13 protein-coding genes and 1 pseudogene are annotated in these 15,950 nt (G+C 75.5%); 12 read left to right on the forward strand and 2 right to left on the reverse strand.

All coding sequences use genetic code 11. The features are described from left to right. The first annotated feature begins 1 nt into the window (after window position 1). Window positions 2-730: an ATP-binding protein gene (locus tag ACQP2F_RS20365; RefSeq protein WP_433306282.1), complete on the forward strand. Its 729-nt coding sequence runs from the start codon at window positions 2-4 to the stop codon at window positions 728-730. A 3-nt stretch (window positions 731-733) separates the two neighbouring features. Here the strand turns inward: ACQP2F_RS20365 and ACQP2F_RS20370 are convergent, their stop codons facing one another. Next, window positions 734-1,852, reverse strand: coding sequence for a sigma-70 family RNA polymerase sigma factor (locus ACQP2F_RS20370; protein WP_433306284.1), 1,119 nt, complete (start codon window positions 1,850-1,852; stop codon window positions 734-736). A gap of 211 nt (window positions 1,853-2,063) precedes the next feature. Here ACQP2F_RS20370 and ACQP2F_RS20375 point away from each other — a divergent pair, with 211 nt between their 5' ends. Further along, entirely contained in the window at window positions 2,064-3,281 is a 1,218-nt protein-coding gene (locus ACQP2F_RS20375; RefSeq protein WP_433306287.1) for an MFS transporter, read from the forward strand. A gap of 91 nt (window positions 3,282-3,372) precedes the next feature. Here the strand turns inward: ACQP2F_RS20375 and ACQP2F_RS20380 are convergent, their stop codons facing one another. After that, window positions 3,373-4,779, reverse strand: a complete 1,407-nt coding sequence (locus ACQP2F_RS20380; RefSeq protein WP_433306289.1) for an aldehyde dehydrogenase family protein — start codon at window positions 4,777-4,779, stop codon at window positions 3,373-3,375. 94 nt (window positions 4,780-4,873) lie between these two features. Between ACQP2F_RS20380 and ACQP2F_RS20385 the strand changes: the two genes are divergently transcribed. The 10 genes and pseudogenes from ACQP2F_RS20385 to ACQP2F_RS20430 all read left to right on the forward strand — a co-directional run bounded on the left by ACQP2F_RS20385 (window position 4,874) and on the right by ACQP2F_RS20430 (window position 15,929). After that, the gene (locus ACQP2F_RS20385; RefSeq protein WP_433306291.1) at window positions 4,874-6,502 is read left to right on the forward strand and encodes a carbamoyltransferase family protein; all 1,629 of its coding nucleotides are present in this window, start codon (window positions 4,874-4,876) and stop codon (window positions 6,500-6,502) included. Continuing rightward, window positions 6,499-7,704, forward strand: a complete 1,206-nt coding sequence (locus tag ACQP2F_RS20390) for a glycosyltransferase family 2 protein (protein WP_433306293.1) — start codon at window positions 6,499-6,501, stop codon at window positions 7,702-7,704. Before ACQP2F_RS20385 ends, ACQP2F_RS20390 begins: the two co-directional genes overlap by 4 nt. Beyond that, entirely contained in the window at window positions 7,701-9,434 is a 1,734-nt protein-coding gene (locus tag ACQP2F_RS20395) for an HAD-IIIA family hydrolase (protein WP_433306295.1), read from the forward strand. Before ACQP2F_RS20390 ends, ACQP2F_RS20395 begins: the two co-directional genes overlap by 4 nt. Beyond that, the gene (locus tag ACQP2F_RS20400; protein ID WP_433306297.1) at window positions 9,431-10,357 is read left to right on the forward strand and encodes a glycosyltransferase; all 927 of its coding nucleotides are present in this window, start codon (window positions 9,431-9,433) and stop codon (window positions 10,355-10,357) included. Before ACQP2F_RS20395 ends, ACQP2F_RS20400 begins: the two co-directional genes overlap by 4 nt. After that, window positions 10,342-11,550, forward strand: coding sequence for a glycosyltransferase (locus tag ACQP2F_RS20405; protein ID WP_433306299.1), 1,209 nt, complete (start codon window positions 10,342-10,344; stop codon window positions 11,548-11,550). The genes ACQP2F_RS20400 and ACQP2F_RS20405 overlap by 16 nt, the downstream gene beginning before the upstream one ends. Next, window positions 11,550-12,104: pseudogene (locus tag ACQP2F_RS20410) on the forward strand (D-sedoheptulose-7-phosphate isomerase); the annotation flags it as partial. The gene ACQP2F_RS20405 and the pseudogene ACQP2F_RS20410, both read left to right, overlap by 1 nt. Before the next feature lie 45 nt (window positions 12,105-12,149). After that, window positions 12,150-13,502: a PfkB family carbohydrate kinase gene (locus tag ACQP2F_RS20415; RefSeq protein ID WP_433307575.1), complete on the forward strand. Its 1,353-nt coding sequence runs from the start codon at window positions 12,150-12,152 to the stop codon at window positions 13,500-13,502. Window positions 13,503-13,507: 5 nt separating this feature from the next. Further along, window positions 13,508-14,188 carry an SDR family oxidoreductase gene (locus ACQP2F_RS20420; RefSeq protein WP_433306301.1) on the forward strand — a complete coding sequence of 227 codons (681 nt, stop codon included), beginning with the start codon at window positions 13,508-13,510 and terminating at the stop codon, window positions 14,186-14,188. Next, window positions 14,185-15,114 carry a glycosyltransferase family 9 protein gene (locus tag ACQP2F_RS20425; protein WP_433306303.1) on the forward strand — a complete coding sequence of 310 codons (930 nt, stop codon included), beginning with the start codon at window positions 14,185-14,187 and terminating at the stop codon, window positions 15,112-15,114. Before ACQP2F_RS20420 ends, ACQP2F_RS20425 begins: the two co-directional genes overlap by 4 nt. Next, window positions 15,111-15,929, forward strand: coding sequence for an endonuclease/exonuclease/phosphatase family protein (locus ACQP2F_RS20430; protein ID WP_433306305.1), 819 nt, complete (start codon window positions 15,111-15,113; stop codon window positions 15,927-15,929). Before ACQP2F_RS20425 ends, ACQP2F_RS20430 begins: the two co-directional genes overlap by 4 nt. The last annotated feature ends 21 nt before the right edge of the window (window positions 15,930-15,950 follow it).

The raw sequence follows: 15,950 nt of genomic DNA on the forward strand, positions 1-15,950 counted from the left end.
GATGACCGGGTCGCTGGGCTGGACGGTGAACGATCACGATGAGCACGCCGTGGTCGCCGTGTACGGGCGCCTCGACCTGCGCGGCACGCCCGCACTGCGTACCGTCCTGCTGAAGTGCCTGGCCGAGCAGCCGGAGGCGCTGCTGGTCGAGCTGTCGGCGGTCGAGCTCTGCGACGAGACCGCCCTGTCGGTGTTCACCGCCGTCTCCCGGCAGGCCGCGCAGTGGCCGGGCACCCCGTTGCTGGTCTGCGCCCCTCCGCCGGACATCGCGGAGCTGCTCGAGCGTGGCCGGTACGGCAAGCTCCCGGTCTACCGCGACCTCGAGGAGGGCCGGCGCGCGATGGCGGACGGCCGGGCCGTCGTGCCCTCGCTCAGTGACAGCCTGTTCCCCATCCCGGGCGCCATCCGGCACGCCCGCAACCTCGCCACCGAGGCCTGCGCCACCTGGGGCCTGCCCGAGCTGATCGGCCCGGCCAGCCTGGTGGCCAGCGAGCTGGTGACCAACGCCATCGAGCACGCCGGCACGATGATCACCGTCCAGTTCACCCGGCGGAAGCGGTACATGCACGTCGCCGTCCGGGACGGCTCGCCGGTCGAGCCGGTGCTGGCCGAGGAGGTTACGGCCGGCGACCGGGGCCGCGGCCTGAAACTGGTGGACAGCGTCGCCACCCACTGGGGATGGCTGCCCTCGCGCGACGGCAAGGTCGTCTGGGCCACGCTGGCGGCCTGATCCTTACGGCTCGACCAGGTCCTGCAGGCCCGAAGCGGTGACGATCCGGCAGACGTACGCCTGAAGCCCCGTCACCCGCATCTCGATGCCCCGCACCCGCGCCGCCTCGTGCACCGCCACCAGCACCCCGATGCCGGCCGCGTCCAGCAGCGGCACCCCCGACAGGTCGACGCGCAGGCTGCGCATCCGGGCGCCGTCGCGGACCGCCGCCATCAGCTCGTCGCGCAGGTAGCGGGCGTTGTCCCGGTCGACCTCGCCGGTCACCCGGGTCGAGATCACGTCGCCGCGATAGGCGGTGGCCAGCGTGAGCCGATGGTCGGTCTCGTCGGTGCCGGCCCAGACCGGCGGGTTGTCGCTGAGCATCGCCTGCCGCAGCCAGGTCAGCGCGCGGGCCAGCAGCCGCGACACGTGCATCTGCGAGACGCCCAGCTCCCGGGCGATGTCGGCCTGGCTGCGGTTGCCGTAGAAGCGCAGCGCCAGGATCCGGCGCTCCCGCTCCGGCAGCCGGCAGATCAGCCGTTCCACGCTCGTCCGGTCGTCGACCAGGTCGAGCCCGGGATCGTCGGAGCCGAGCAGGTCACCCACCTCGGCGCCGTGGTAGCCGTCGGCCTCGGCGTTGAGCGACCCGGGGGAGTAGGCGGCGCCGGAGATCTCGGCCTCCCGCACGTCGGACACGGCGATGTTGAGCCGGGCGGCCACCTCCTCGTCGGTGGCCCGGCGGGACAACTCGGCGGTGAGCGCGGCCCGGGTCTGGCCGACCTCGAGGCTGAGGTCCTGCAGCCGCCGCGGCACGTGCACGCCCCAGCCATGGTTACGGAAGTGGCGCTTGATCTCGCCGGTGATCGTGACGATCGCGTAGGCGGTGAACGAGCCGCGCTCCGGATCGTACCGGTTGACCGATTTCACGAGCCCCAGCCGTGCCACCTGCTCCAGGTCCTCCGCGGGCTCGCCGCGGCCGCGGTAGCGGCGGGCCAGCCGGCGCGCGAACGGCAGGGCGACGCCGACGAACTCGGCCCGCAGCCGCTGCTGAGTCGGATCGTCGGCGCCGGCGCAGGCACGGGTGTATTCATCGGCCGCGGCGTCCAAATCTTCCAGCGGCTCGAACTCACCGGTGACCGGCATGCGCAGACCCCCTCGTCGCGGCTTCTTGCCGAGTGTCAACCAAAGAGCCTTGCCCGGGGTACCGCTTTCGCAAACATCCGCACGATGAGCGTCTTGTCCGGTTGCGGTTCGGTAGTACGGCCCGCTTCCGGCGAAGCGCGGCCGGTGCGCCTCCCGAACAGGCACTCGGCGCCGAGAGACGGCGCCATTTGCCTGATGGGGGTTCGGGACCGTGCGGTTTGCACCACTGAAGGAGCGCAACTACCGGCTCTGGGCCGGCGCCGACCTGGTGTCGACGGCCGGGACGTGGATGCAGGTGCTCGGCCTCAACTGGGTGATGCTGTCCAGCACCGGCTCGGCCACCATGATGGGCGCGGTGGTCATGCTGCAGTCGCTGCCGGTGCTGCTGCTCGGCAGCTGGGGCGGCGCGCTGGCCGACCGTCTCCCGGCCCGCTCGGCGCTCATCCTCTGCCAGGCGCTGCGGGCGCTGCTCGCCTTCGCCCTGCTCGCGCACGCCGGCCATGTGCTGATCTTCGCGGTGGCGCTGGCGTCCGGCGTGATCAGCTCGTTCGAGGGTCCGATGCTGGGCCGGTTCGGCTCGGCGCTGGTGCCTCGCGAGTCGCTCGGCTCGGCGCTCGCGCTCGGCTCGGTGCTCAGCTCGGCCGGCCGCATCGGCGGCATGGCGCTGGGCGGTGTGCTGGTCGGCATCACCGGACCGGCCGTGCTCTTTCTGATCAACGGCGTCTCGTACCTCGCGGTCATCGCCGCACTGGCCGCGATGCGGGCGGGTGACCTGCGGGTGCTGCCGCGAGCCGCGGCCGGCGAGGGCGGGATCAAGGCCGGTCTCCGGTACGTGGTGAGCAGCCCCGTCGTGCTCATCGTGCTCGCCCTCTCGTTCGTCCTCGGCTCGCTCGGCCGCAACTACCAGGTCAGCATGGCCGCGATGACGGCCGGCCCGCTGCACGGCGGCTCCGGCGCCTACGGCCTGCTCTCCACCGTCTTCGCGGTCGGCGCGGTGGCCGGCGGCGTGCTGCTGGCCGGCAGCGGCCGGTCGACCATGCGCGTGCTGCTGGCCAGCGGCCTGACGATCAGCGTGCTCCAGCTGCTCTCCGGGCTGGCACCGAACGTGGCCGGCTTCGCCGCCCTGCTGCTGCCGATCGCGGCCGGCGCGGTCGTCTTCGACACCGTCGTCTCCACCCGCATCCAGCTCGACACCCGCGAGGACATGCGCGGCCGGGTGCTGGCCACCATGGGCATCGTCTCGTCGCTGGCCGGCATCGTGGGCGCCCCGGCCGTCGGCTGGCTGGCCGACACCCTCGGCGCCCGCGGCGCGCTGGTGCTGTGCGGCCTGCTGACCACGCTCGCGGCGGTGGCCGGCGCGGTCGCCGTCGCCCGGGTCAGCGGCGTGACGCTGCCCGGACGCCGGCTCGTCCCGCTGGCCGCTCAGTAGCCTTTACCGTCCCGCTGACCGGCCGGTAGGCGTCGCCGTCCCGCTGACCGGTCATCAGGCGACGCCGTCTCTTCTCACCACCCGTCTCTTTTCACCACCCGTGCGGGGGCGCCGTGAGGTGCACGACCGTGGTCGTGGTCATCTCGTCGAGCAGCTCGGGGCCGTAGCCGTACCCCTGACCGCTGCCGCGGCGCGGATGCGCGGCACCGCCCGGAGCACCGCCGAAGACCGCGTTGACCTTGACGGTTCCGGCCGGCAGCTCGCGCCAGGCCCGCTGGGCGTGGCTCATCGACCGGGTGAGCACGGTGGCCGCCAGCCCGTATGCCGAGTCGCCGGCCCGGGCCAGGGCCTCGTCGAACGAGTCCACCGCGGCCACCGGCGCCACCGGCCCGAACGTCTCCTCGCGCATCACCGCCATGTCGTCGGTGCAGCCGGCCAGCACGGTCGGCGGATACCAGGCGCCCGGCCCGGCCGGAGCCGAGCCGCCTCGCAGCGCCTCGGCGCCGGCCTTCACCGCCTGCTGGACCTGGTCGTCGACGGCGTCCCGCAGCCGCCGGTCGACCAGCGGGCCCAGCCGGGGCTGCCACTGGTCGGCCTCGTCCGCCAGCGCCGCGAGGAACGGCTCGGCCAGCGACCGGTGCACGTAGATGCGTTCGACCGCCACGCAGATCTGCCCGGAGTTCGCGAACGCGCCGAGCGCGGCCTGCCCGGCGGCCCACCGGGGGTCCACATCGGCGTCCACGATCAGCGGGTCCTTGCCGCCGTTCTCCAGCAGCGCCTTCGCGCCGGTCCGGGCGCAGGCGGCGGCGATCGCCCGGCCGGTGGCGGTGGAGCCGACGTGGGCCACGACGTCGACCGGGGAGGCGGCCAGCGCGGCGCCGACCTCGCCGTCGCCGTTGACCAGGTTGAGCACGCCGTCCGGGAAGTGCGGGGCGACCAGCTCCACGAGCCGCGCGCCGGTGGCCGGGGTGCGCTCGCTCGGCTTGGCGACAACCGTGTTGCCGGTGACCAGGGCCGCACCCAGCAGTCCGCAGGCGACCGCCACCGGGTCGTTCCACGGTGTCAGCACGGCGACCACGCCGCGCGGCTGGTAGGCCATCAGGTCGACGGCGTCGGCGCCGCCGGCCAGGGACCGGCCGCGGTGCACCGGGCCGAGCTCGGCGTACTGACGCAGGGTGCCGACGCCGGCGGCGATCGTGTCGCGGGCCTCGGCGACCGGTTTGCCCATCTCGGCGGCCATCATCGCGGCCAGCTCGTCGCCGGCCGCGTCGACCGCGCCGGCCGCCGCGTGCAGGGCCGCGCCGCGCTCCGCCGGGGCGGTCCGGGCCCAGTCCGGTGCGGCCGCGCGAGCCGCCCGGACGGCCGCCGCCACCTCGTCGGATGAGGAGAAGGAAAGCCTGGTGACGGGCTGGTCGTCGCGGGGGTTGAGGACGGTCAGATCCCGCCCGGCCGAAGCGGCCGACCAAGTTCCGTCGATGAGTTGTGCGACCTCGTACATGGCCGCCGAATGCCCGCGACCAGCGCGAACAAACATTTCGGAGAAGTCGATGATCATGCGAGTAGATCAGCGATCGAGGGGTATCCGCAGCCCCATGCGAGTTCTGGGAATCAATGCGATCTTTCACGACCCGGCCGCGGCGCTGGTCGTCGACGGTCGCGTGGTGGCGGCCGCCGAGGAGGAGCGGTTCAGCCGGCGCAAGCACGGCAAGCGGCCGGTTCCGTTCGCCGCGTGGGAGCAGCCGGAGCTGGCGGCGGCCTGGTGCCTGCGCTCGGCCGGGCTCGGCCCCGGCGACATCGACGCGGTCGCCTACTCGTTCGACCCGGGACTGACCCGGGACCTCGCCACCATGGGCGTGACCGACCCGTCGGACGCCATGCGCGTCGACTATGCCCGCCGGGCGCCGCAGTTCCTGGCCACCGCGCTGCCCGGCCTCGACCCCGAGCGGGTGCGGTTCGTGCCGCACCACGTCGCGCACGCCGCCTCGGCCGGGCTCTCGGTGCCCGAGGACAACGCGGTGCTGGTGCTGGACGGCCGGGGCGAGGTCGCCTCCCACCTGGCCGGTGTCTACCGCGGCGGCGAGCTGACCACATTGCGCACTCAGGAGCTGCCGCACTCGCTCGGGCTGCTCTACGAGGACCTGACCCGGCACCTGGGCTTCCTGCACTCCAGCGACGAGTACAAGGTGATGGCGCTGGCCTCGTACGGACAGCCGCGCTTCCTGGACATGTTCCGCGAGCTGGTGCGGCCGACCGGGGACGGCGGCTTCGTCGTCGAGCGCATCGACTGGGCGGCGCTGACCAAGCCCCGCCACGCCGACGGCGAGATCAACGACGACCACGCCGACCTGGCCGCCAGCGTGCAGACCCGGCTCGAGGAGGTCATGCTCGACCTGGCCCGCTGGACGTACGACGCGGCCGGCGGCCCGAAGACCCTGACCATGGCCGGCGGCACCGCGCTGAACTGCGTCGCCAACGCCCGCATCGCGGCCGAGGGCCCGTTCGAGCGGGTCTGGGTGCAGCCGGCGGCCGGCGACTCCGGCACCGCGCTCGGCGCCGCCCTGGCCCTCGGCTCGGCGCCGGTCGAGTTCACCACGGCCGCGCTCGGCCGGGGCTGGAGCGACGAGGAGCTCGAGGCCGAGCTGCGGCGGGCGGCGCTGCCCTACACCCGGCCCGAGTCGATCGCGGCCGAGGCCGCCCGGGTGCTGGCCGGCAACGGAATCGTGGCCTGGTACCAGGGCCGCTCCGAGTACGGCCCGCGCGCGCTCGGGCACCGGTCGCTGCTGGCCCACCCCGGCGACGCCGACACCCAGCGCCGGATGAACGACGTGAAGGGCCGCGAGCAGTTCCGCCCGATCGCGCCCATGGTCCGGGCCGAGCGGTTCGCCGAGATCTTCGAGGGTGTGTGCCCGAGCCCGTACATGCTGTTCGTCCACCGTGTCCGTCCGGAGTGGCGGGACCGGATCCCGGCCGTGACGCACGTCGACGGCACCGCCCGGGTGCAGACCGTGCACACCGAGACCGAGCCGCTGGTGGCCGCGATGCTCGCCGAGTTCGACCGGCTCACCGGCCTGCCGGTGGTGGTCAACACCTCGCTCAACACCGCCGGGCGGCCCATGGTGGACACGCCGCGCGAGGCCATGGAGCTGTTCGGCTCGGCGCCGGTGGACCTGCTCGCGATGGGCCCGTTCGCGGTGCACCGGACGAAGGCGTTCGCGGCGTGAGCGTCTCGGTGGTGATACCCACCGTCGGCCGGGCCAGCCTGGCGCCCCTGCTCGACCGGCTGCGCGCCGGCGCTCTGAGCGGCGGCGCCGTGGGCAGCGGCGCCGTGGGCGGCGGCGCCGTGGGCGGCGGCGCCGTGGGCGGCGGCGGCTTGGGCGGCGATGTCGAGGTGCTGGTGGTCGACGACCGGCGGGACCGCCGGGTCCCGCTGGCGGTGCCGGCCTGGGTCACCGTGCTCGAGGGCCGCGGTCTGGGCCCGGCCGCGGCCCGCAACACCGGCTGGCGGGCGGCACGGCACGACTGGGTCGCCTTCCTCGACGACGACGTGCTGCCCGACCCCGGCTGGCTCGACGCGCTGGCCGCCGACCTGGCGGCGGCGCCCGACGACTGCGGGGGCGTGCAGGGCACGCTGCGGGTGCCGCTGCCGGCCGACCGCCGCCCGACCGACTGGGAGCGGGTCACGGCCGGCCTCGCCGCGGGCGTTTGGATCACCGCCGACATGGCCTACCGCCGCGCGGCGCTGGCCCGCTGCGGCGGTTTCGACGAGCGGTTGCCGCGCGCCTTCCGGGAGGACGCGGAGCTGGCTTTCCGCGTACGGCGGGCGGGCTGGTCCCTGCACCGCGGCCACCGCAGCGTCACCCATCCCGTACGACCGGAGGGCCCGTGGGTGAGCGTGCGCACCCAGCGCGGCAACGCCGACGACGCCCTGCTCCGCCACCTCTACGGCCCCGAGTGGCGCGACCACCTCGGCGTCCCGCCCGGCCGCCGTCGCCGCCACGCCGCCATCACCGCCGCCGCCGTCACCGCCGCGACCTGCACCCTCGCCGCACTCCTGACCGGACGGAGATCCACCCTCGATCCCGCGTCTGCTCACCCCACCCCGTTCACTGGGTGGGGTGACTCTACGGCCCGGGTACGACAACTTCGGCGCGCTGTCCACCGGCGACGGGCGGATTCCGTCGTCCGGCGCGGCGCGTGGATCGCCGGGGCGCTGGCCGGTGCGGTCTGGACGGCCGGCACCGCCGAGTTCGCCGCGGCCCGCATCGCGCCCGGCCCCCGCGACCCCCGCGAGGTGGCCGTCATGCTCGCCACCAGCGTCGCCATCCCGCCCGTCGCCGTCGCGCACTGGCTGCGCGGCTGGTGGCGCTGGCGCGGCGCGGTGCCCGTGGCCCCGGCGCCGTTCCGCGCGGAGGCCCTGCGGTGAGCCGTCTCTTCGACGCGGTCCTGTTCGACCGGGACGGCACGCTGGTCGCCGACGTCCCCTACAACGGCGACCCGGACAAGGTCGTCCCGATGCCCGGCGCCCGCGCCGCCCTCGACCGGCTGCGCGCGGCGGGCCTGCGCCTGGGCGTGGTCACCAACCAGTCCGGCCTGGCCCGCGGCCGGTTCACCCGCGACCAGATGGACGCGGTCAACCGCCGCATCGACGAGCTGCTCGGCCCGTTCGACACCTGGCAGATCTGCCCCCACGACGACGACGCCGGCTGCGCCTGCCGCAAGCCCGAGCCCGGCCTGGTCACCGCCGCCGCCGACGCGCTGGGCGTCCCCGCGCACCGCTGCGTGGTGGTCGGCGACATCGGCCGCGACATGGCCGCGGCCCTGGCCGCGGGCGCCGCCGGCGTGCTGGTGCCGACCCCGGTCACCCGCTCGACCGAGATCGCCGCCGCCCCCAAGGTGGCCGCCGACCTCGCCACCGCCGCCGACCGCATCCTCCGCCGCGAGCAGCTGGTCGGCCCGCTCCCGCCGCCCGCGCTGATCGCCCCCTCGCGCGCCGATGAGGGCGTCGGGTCCGCGCCGGTCGCCTTCTCGCGCGCCGATGAGGGCGGCGGGTCCGCGCCGGTCGCCTCCTCGCGCGCCGCCGATGGCGGCGGGTCCGCGCCGGAGCGGGCCGGCGGGCCCGCCCACGGCCGGGGCCACGGCACGGTGCTGGTCGTGCGGTCCGACTCGGCCGGGGACGTGCTGGTCACCGGTCCCGCCATCCGGGCCGTGGCGGCCGGCGCCGACCGCGTGGTGCTTCTTTGCGGCCCCCGCGGGCGGGCGGCGGCCGAGCTGCTGCCCGGCGTCGACGAGATCGTGGAATGGCGGCTGCCCTGGATCGACCCGGAGCCGGGGCCGGTCGATCCCGCCGACGTCGCCGCGCTGGTCGGGCGCCTGCGCGGCCTGCACGCGGCCGAGGCGGTGGTCTTCACGTCGTTCCACCAGTCGGCGCTGCCGCTCGCCCTGCTGCTGCGGATCGCCGGGGTCGGCCGGATCACGGCGATCAGCGAGGACTACCCGGGCTCGCTGCTGGACGTGCGGCATCGCGTACCGGATGACCTGCCCGAGCCCGAACGGGCCCGCAGCGTCGCCGCGGCCGCCGGGTTCGTCCTGCCCGAGGATGACGACGGCCGGCTGCGCATCGCCACCGGCAGTCGCTGGACCGGCGACCGCGGTCAGGTGCTGGTGCACGCCGGCGCCGCCGCCGAGGCCCGCGCCTGCCCGCCCGGCACCCTGCGCCGCATCGTCGCCGCTCTCGCCGACGCCGGGCACGAGGTGCTGGTCACCGCCGGGCCGGGGGAGCGGTCGCGGGCCGCCGAAGTGGCCGGGTCGGCCGCCGCCTGGACCGCGCCGCCGTCCCTCGCCGATCTCGCCGGGCTGCTGGCCGGGGCCGCCTGCCTGGTCGCCGGCAACACCGGTCCGGCGCACCTGGCCGCAGCCGTCGGCACCCCGGTGGTGAGCCTCTTCGCGCCGACCGTGCCCTACCTGCGGTGGGGGCCCTACCGGGTGCCGGCCGTCCGCCTCGGCTCCCCCGACGCTCTCTGCCGCGACACCCGGGCCACCGTCTGCCCGGTGCCCGGCCATCCCTGTCTGTCCACCATCGACCCGGCCGAGGTGGTCGCCGCGGTGCGCACCCTCGGCGCCCGGTCCGCGATCGCGAGTGAGGTGGCCGCGTGAACATCCTGCTCTGGCACGTGCACGGCTCCTGGACGACGTCGTTCGTCCAGGGCAAGCACCGCTACCTGATCCCGGTGAACGCCGCCCGCGACGAGTGGGGCCGGGGCCGGGCCCGCACCTTCGACTGGCCGCCCACCGTCGAGGAGCTGCCGCTCGACGACATCCGGGACGCCGACGTGGCGATCGTGCAGCGCCCCGGTGAGCTCGAGCTCGTGCCGCGGGGCGTACCGGTGATCTACGTGGAGCACAACACGCCCAAGGGCGACGTGCCGAACTCGCGGCACCCGATGGCCGACCGGGACGACCTGATCGTCGCCCACGTGACCCACTTCAACGACCTGTTCTGGGACACCGGCGGCACCCGTACCACCGTCATCGAGCACGGCATCGTCGAGCCGGCCGTGCGCTGGACCGGCGAGCTGGACCGGCTCGCGATCGTCACCAACGAGCCGGTACGCCGGGGCCGCGTCACCGGCACCGACCTGTACGACCGGTTCGCCGCCGTCGCCCCGCTCGACGTCTTCGGCATGGGCGTGGCGCCGCTAGCCGGCGACCGCGTCACCGCCCACGACGACCCGCCCCAGGACCGGATGCACCGGCTGGTCGCGCAACGCCGCATCTACCTGCACCTGTGCCGCTGGACCTCGCTCGGGCTGAGCCTGATCGAGGCGATGCAGATGGGCATGCCGGTGCTGGGCCTGGCCACCACCGAGGCGGTCGAGGCCGTTCCCCCCGACGCCGGTGTGCTCTCCACCGATGTCGGTGCGCTGGTCGACGCCACCCGGTGGCTGCTCGACGATCCCGACGCCTGCCGCCGCCTGGGCGAACGCGCCCGGCAGACGGCCCTGACCCGTTACGGCCTGGACCGGTTCCTCGCGGACTGGGACCGCCTGCTGGAGGAGGAAACATGCGCATCGCGATGATCTCGGAGCACGCCAGCCCGCTGGCCGCGCTCGGCGGGGTGGACGCGGGCGGGCAGAACGCACACGTCGCCGAGCTGTCCGCGGCGCTCGCCGCGGACGGGCACGACCTGCGTATCTACACCCGGCGCGACGGACCGGATCTGCCCGACGTGGTCCCGGTCGGCGCGCGCGTGGATGTCGTGCACGTGCCCGCCGGGCCGGCCGAGCCGCTGCCCAAGGACGAGCTGCTGCCGCACATGGGCGCCTTCGCGGCGTGGATGGCCGAGGACTGGGCCGACCACCGGCCCGACGTGGCGCACGCGCACTTCTGGATGAGCGGGCTGGCGACCGTGACCGCGGCCCGGGCCTGGGACGTGCCGGTCGTGCAGACGTACCACGCGCTCGGCTCGGTCAAGCGCCGCCACCAGGGCAGCGCCGACACCAGCCCGCCGCAGCGGATCGGCTACGAGCGGGCCCTCGGCCGCGCCGTCGACCAGATCGTCGTGCAGTGCAACGACGAGATCGCCGAGCTGGTGCGGATCGGCGCGCCCCGGTCGCGGATGGTGCTCATCCCGTCCGGTGTCAATGCCGACCGCTTCAACCCGGACGGGCCGGTGGCGCCGCGCGGCGACCGGCCCCGCATCCTGACCGTGGCCCGGCTGGTCGAGCGCAAGGGCGTCGAGGACCTGATCCAGGCGCTGCGCAAGGTGCCGCGGGCCGAGCTCGTGGTGGTGGGCGGGCCCCCGGCCGGCGAGCTCGCCGGCGACCCGTACGCCCGGCGGCTGCTCGCGGTCGCCGACCGGTGCCGGGTCGCCGACCGGGTCCGGCTCGTCGGCGGCGTGGCCGCGCACGAGATGCCGGCCTGGTACCGCTCCGCCGACGTGCTGGCCGCCACGCCCTGGTACGAGCCGTTCGGCCTGACCGCGCTCGAGGCCATGGCCTGCGGTGTGCCGGTGGTGGCGTCCGCGGTCGGCGGCCTGGTCGACACCGTGGTCGACGGCGTCACCGGCGACCTGGTGCCGCCCCGCGACCCGGGCACGCTCGCCCTGACCCTGCGGCGGCTGCTGTCCGACGACAACCGGCGGATCTCCTACGGCGCGGCCGCCGTCGACCGGGCCGCCCGCTCCTACGCGTGGCCGCGGGTCGCCGACCGGCTCACCAGCACCTACCAGGAGCTCGTCGACGCCCGCCGGGGCAGTGAGGTGGCCGCCTGATGGATCCGCTCGACGAGCACCTCACCACGCTCGCCGCCGCCATCGACGACTACCGCTCGACCGCCGCCCGCCTGGCCGGGTGGGGCGCCGAGCTCGCGGCCCACCTCGGGGCGGGCGGCCGGCTGCTGGTGGCCGGCAACGGCGGCAGCGCGGCCGAGGCCCAGCACCTGGCGGCCGAGCTGGTCGGCAAGCTGCGCGAGGACCGGGTCCCGCTGTCGGCGGTCGCGCTGACCGCCGACACCTCGGCGCTGACCGCGATCGGCAACGACTACGGCTTCGAGGAGGTCTTCGCCCGGCAGGTACGCGCACACGGCCGCCCGGGCGACATCCTGCTCGTGCTGACCACCAGCGGGCGCAGCGCCAACCTGGTCGCCGCCGTGCGCGCGGCCCGCGAGGCCGGGCTGCGCACCTGGGCGATGACCGGGCCCGGCCCGAGCCCGGTCGGCGACGCCTGCGACGAGGTGCTGCGCTGCCCGTCCGGCAGCAGCCAGGTCGTGCAGGAGCTGCACCTGGTCGCCGTCCATGTCATGTGTGAGCACGTCGACCTGGCGCTGCTGGGCGACACGCCGGACGAGGGGAGGACGAGGATGAACAAGCTGGTGGTGGTGGGCGACACGCTGCTCGACCGGGACGTCGACGGCGCCGTACGCCGGATCGCGCCGGACGCCCCGGCGCCGGTGCTCGACGAGGAGCACGTCGAGGAGCGTCCCGGCGGCGCCGGGCTGGCCGCGATGCTGGCCGCCCGGGACGGGCACGACGTCGCCCTGGTCACCGCGATCGCCGACGACGCCGCCGGTCGCCGGCTGTGCGAGATGCTGGCCGCGGCCGGCGTCGAGGTGCACGCCCTGCCGATGGCGGGCGCCACCCCCGAGAAGATGCGGCTGCGCGCCCGCGGCCAGGTGCTGCTGCGGCTGGACCGGGGCGGCGACCCGCACCCGCCGGGCGACATGCCGGCCGGTGTCCCCGAGCTGCTGCGCGGCGCCAAGGCGATCCTGGTCAGCGACTACGGGCGCGGCGTCGCCCGGCACCCGGACGTGCGGGCCGCCCTCGAGGCGAGCGGCGTCCCCGTGGTCTGGGACCCGCACCCGCGCGGCCCGGCCCCGATCCGCGACTGCCGTCTGGTCACCCCGAACCTGGCCGAGGTCAAGGCGCTGGCCGGGGACGCGGGGGAGGGCACGATGCTGACCACCGCCCAGCGCGCGGGACACGTGCTGCGGCAGCGGTGGCGGGCCGGCGCGGTCGCGGTCACCTGCGGCCCCGGCGGCGCGGTCCTCTGCCACTCCGGGCCCACCCCGCTGGTCGTGCCGGCGCCGTCCGAGGTGGACGGTGACACGTGCGGCGCCGGGGACCGGTTCGCCGTCAGCGCCGCCCTGGCACTGGCCGATGGCGCTCTCGTCTCCGAGGCGATCACGGAGGCCGTCGCCGCGGCGACCGCCTACGTCGCCGGGGACATCGAGCCGCCGGTGCCCCTCGCCCCACCGCAGGGTGCCGAACAGGTGATCGCCGCGGTCCGCGCCCGGGGCGGGACGGTCGTGGCCACCGGCGGCTGCTTCGACCTGCTGCACACCGGCCACCTGGCCACCCTGCGCGCCGCCCGGCAGCTCGGCGACTGCCTGGTGGTCTGCCTCAACAGCGACGCCTCGGTGCGCGGTCTCAAGGGACCGGACCGGCCGCTCACCGGCGAGGCCGACCGCAGCCGGCTGCTCGCCGCCCTCGACTGCGTCGACGCCGTGGTCGTCTTCGACGAGCCGACGCCCGAGGCGGTGCTGTCCTGGCTGCGGCCCGACATCTGGGTCAAGGGCGGCGACTACGCCGACGGCGGCCCGGAACTGCCCGAGGCCGAGCTGGTCGCGCGCTGGGGCGGCCAGACCGTCGTGGTGCCCTACCTGGACGGCCGTTCCACCACCCGGACCATCGCCGCGGCCCGCGCCGCGGCCGGCAGCAGGAGGTAGTTCCCATGGATTCAGTGCTGATCACCGGCGGGTCGAGCGGCCTGGGCGCCGCCGTCGTCGACGCGGTGGCCAAGGAGGGCGGCAGCCCGCTGGTCATCGACCGGCAGCGGCCCGCGCGTGACGTCCCGTGGATCGAGTGCGACCTGGCCGACACCCGCGCCGCCGAGGAGGCCACGCGGGCCGCGATCGAGCTCGCCGGCGGGTCCCTCGACGGCGTGGTCACCGCGGCCGGCATGGATGTGCCCGGCGCGCTCGCCGACCTGCCCGGCGCGCAGTGGGACCGGATCGTCGCGGTCGACCTGCTGGCCACCGCGGCCGTGGTGCGGGCCGCGTTGCCGGCGCTGAAGCGCTCGCACGGCTCGGTCGTCACCGTCTCGTCCACGCTGGGCATCAAGGCGGTCGCCGACGCCACCGCGTACTGCGCGGCCAAGTTCGGCGTCGTCGGCTTCACCCGGGCCCTCGCCGCGGAGCTGGCCGGGCAGGTCAACGTCACGCTGCTCATCCCCGGCGGCATGCGCACCCGGTTCTTCGACGACCGGGAGGACCGGTACAAGCCGGGCCCGGACGCGGTGCTCAACGACCCGGCCGACGTGGCCGCCGCCATCGTCTTCGCGCTGACCCAGCCGCCCGGCTGCGCGGTGCGGGAACTGGTCGTCGCGGCCGAGACCGAGACGTCGTACCCGTGATCCTCGTTCTTCGTGCTCTCGGCGTCGGCGATCTTCTGACCGCCGTCCCGGCCATCCGCGGCCTGAGCGCGGCCTTCTACGGTGAACCGCTGGCGCTCGCCGCCCCGCTGTGGCTGACGCCGCTGATCGACCTGATCGGCGGCGTCGGCCGCATCGTGCCCACCGACGGGCTGAGCCTGCACCGCTGGAACGTTCCGCCGCCGCGGCTCGCGGTCAACCTGCACGGCCGGGGCCCCGAGTCGCACCGCCTGCTGCACGCCGCCGCGCCCGGCACGCTGTGGGCGTTCGCCAACGCCGAGGCCGACCACCTCGACGGACCGGAGTGGGTGGAGGAGGAGCACGAGGTGTTGCGCTGGTGCCGGCTGCTGCGGCACTACGGGGTGGAGGCCGACGAGTCGGACCTGGCGCTCGCGGTGCCGCCGAGTACGGTGCCGCACGGCGTCACGATCATCCATCCCGGCGCCAAGTCGCCGTCGCGGCGCTGGCCGGTCGACCGCTTCGCCGATGTGGCGCGGCACCTGCGGTGGGCGGGACACCAGGTGGTGATCACCGGTTCCGCTGCCGAGCGCGATCTGCGGGTACGGGTGGCCGAGCGCGCCGGGCTGCCACCGTCGGCCGTGCCCGGCACCGGCCTCGCCGACCTCGCCGCCCTGGTGGCGCACGCCCGCCTGGTCATCAGCGGTGACACCGGCATCGCGCACCTGGCGACCGCCTACGGCACGCCCTCGGTGACCCTGTTCGGCCCGATGTCGCCCGCCCGCTGGGGACCGCCGGACCGCCCGTACCACCGCCCGATCTGGCACGGCACCCGCAGCGAGCGTGGCGATCTGCCCGGCCCCGACGTGCACCCGGCTCTGCTGGCCATCGGCGCCGACGAGGTCCTCGCCGCGGCCGCCGACCTGACCGGGGCCCCGGCGTCGTCATGACCGGCCTCACCGTCCTGACGGTCAACGTGCTCTCCCCGGAGCATGCCGGCTGGGACCGGCGGCGGCCGCTGCTGCGCGACGGCATCGCCGACCTGCGGCCACACCTGGTCGCCCTCCAGGAGGTCGTCGACCCGGCCGACCTGCTCGGGCCCGAGTACCAGGTGGTGGCCCACTCGCGCCGCTCGCCCGACGGGGTGGGCGCGGTGCTCGCCTCCCGCTGGCCGGTCACTGCCGCGTACGAGGTGGACCTGCACGTCACCGACCGGGTCGACCTGCCGTGGTCGGCGGCCGTGGTGGCCGAGATCGAGGCGCCACCGCCGGTCGGGCCGCTGTTGTTCGTCCATCACAAGCCCACCTACGAGTGGGGCTACGAGCACGAGCGGGAGCTGCAGGCCGTGCAGTGCGCGACGTTCGTCGAGGACGCCCTGGCCGGGCGGGACATGCACGTGGTGCTGGCCGGCGACTTCGACGCCCCGCCCGGCGCCGCCAGCATCCGCTTCTGGACCGGCCGGCAGTCGCTGCACGGCGTCAGCGTCTGCTACCAGGACGCCTGGGCGGCCGTGCACGGCGACGCACCCGGCTACACGTTCGGCCCGCGCAACCCGCTGGTGACCGCGGGCGAGATGTCGCTGGAGACCGGCCGCCGCATCGACTACGTGATGGTGCGCTGCGGCGTGCACGGGCCCACCCTGGCCGCCGCCGACTGCCGCCGGGTCTTCGACGAGCCGGTCGGCGGCGTCTGGCCGAGCGACCACGCCGGCGTCCTGGCCGAGCTGCGCGTGCCCGATCACCCGCCGGGTGGTTGGCAGCCGTGACCGGTTATCCGCGCCGGTCGA

Source organism: Actinoplanes sp. CA-030573 (assembly GCF_050951115.1).
Taxonomy (GTDB): Bacteria; Actinomycetota; Actinomycetes; order Mycobacteriales; family Micromonosporaceae; genus Actinoplanes.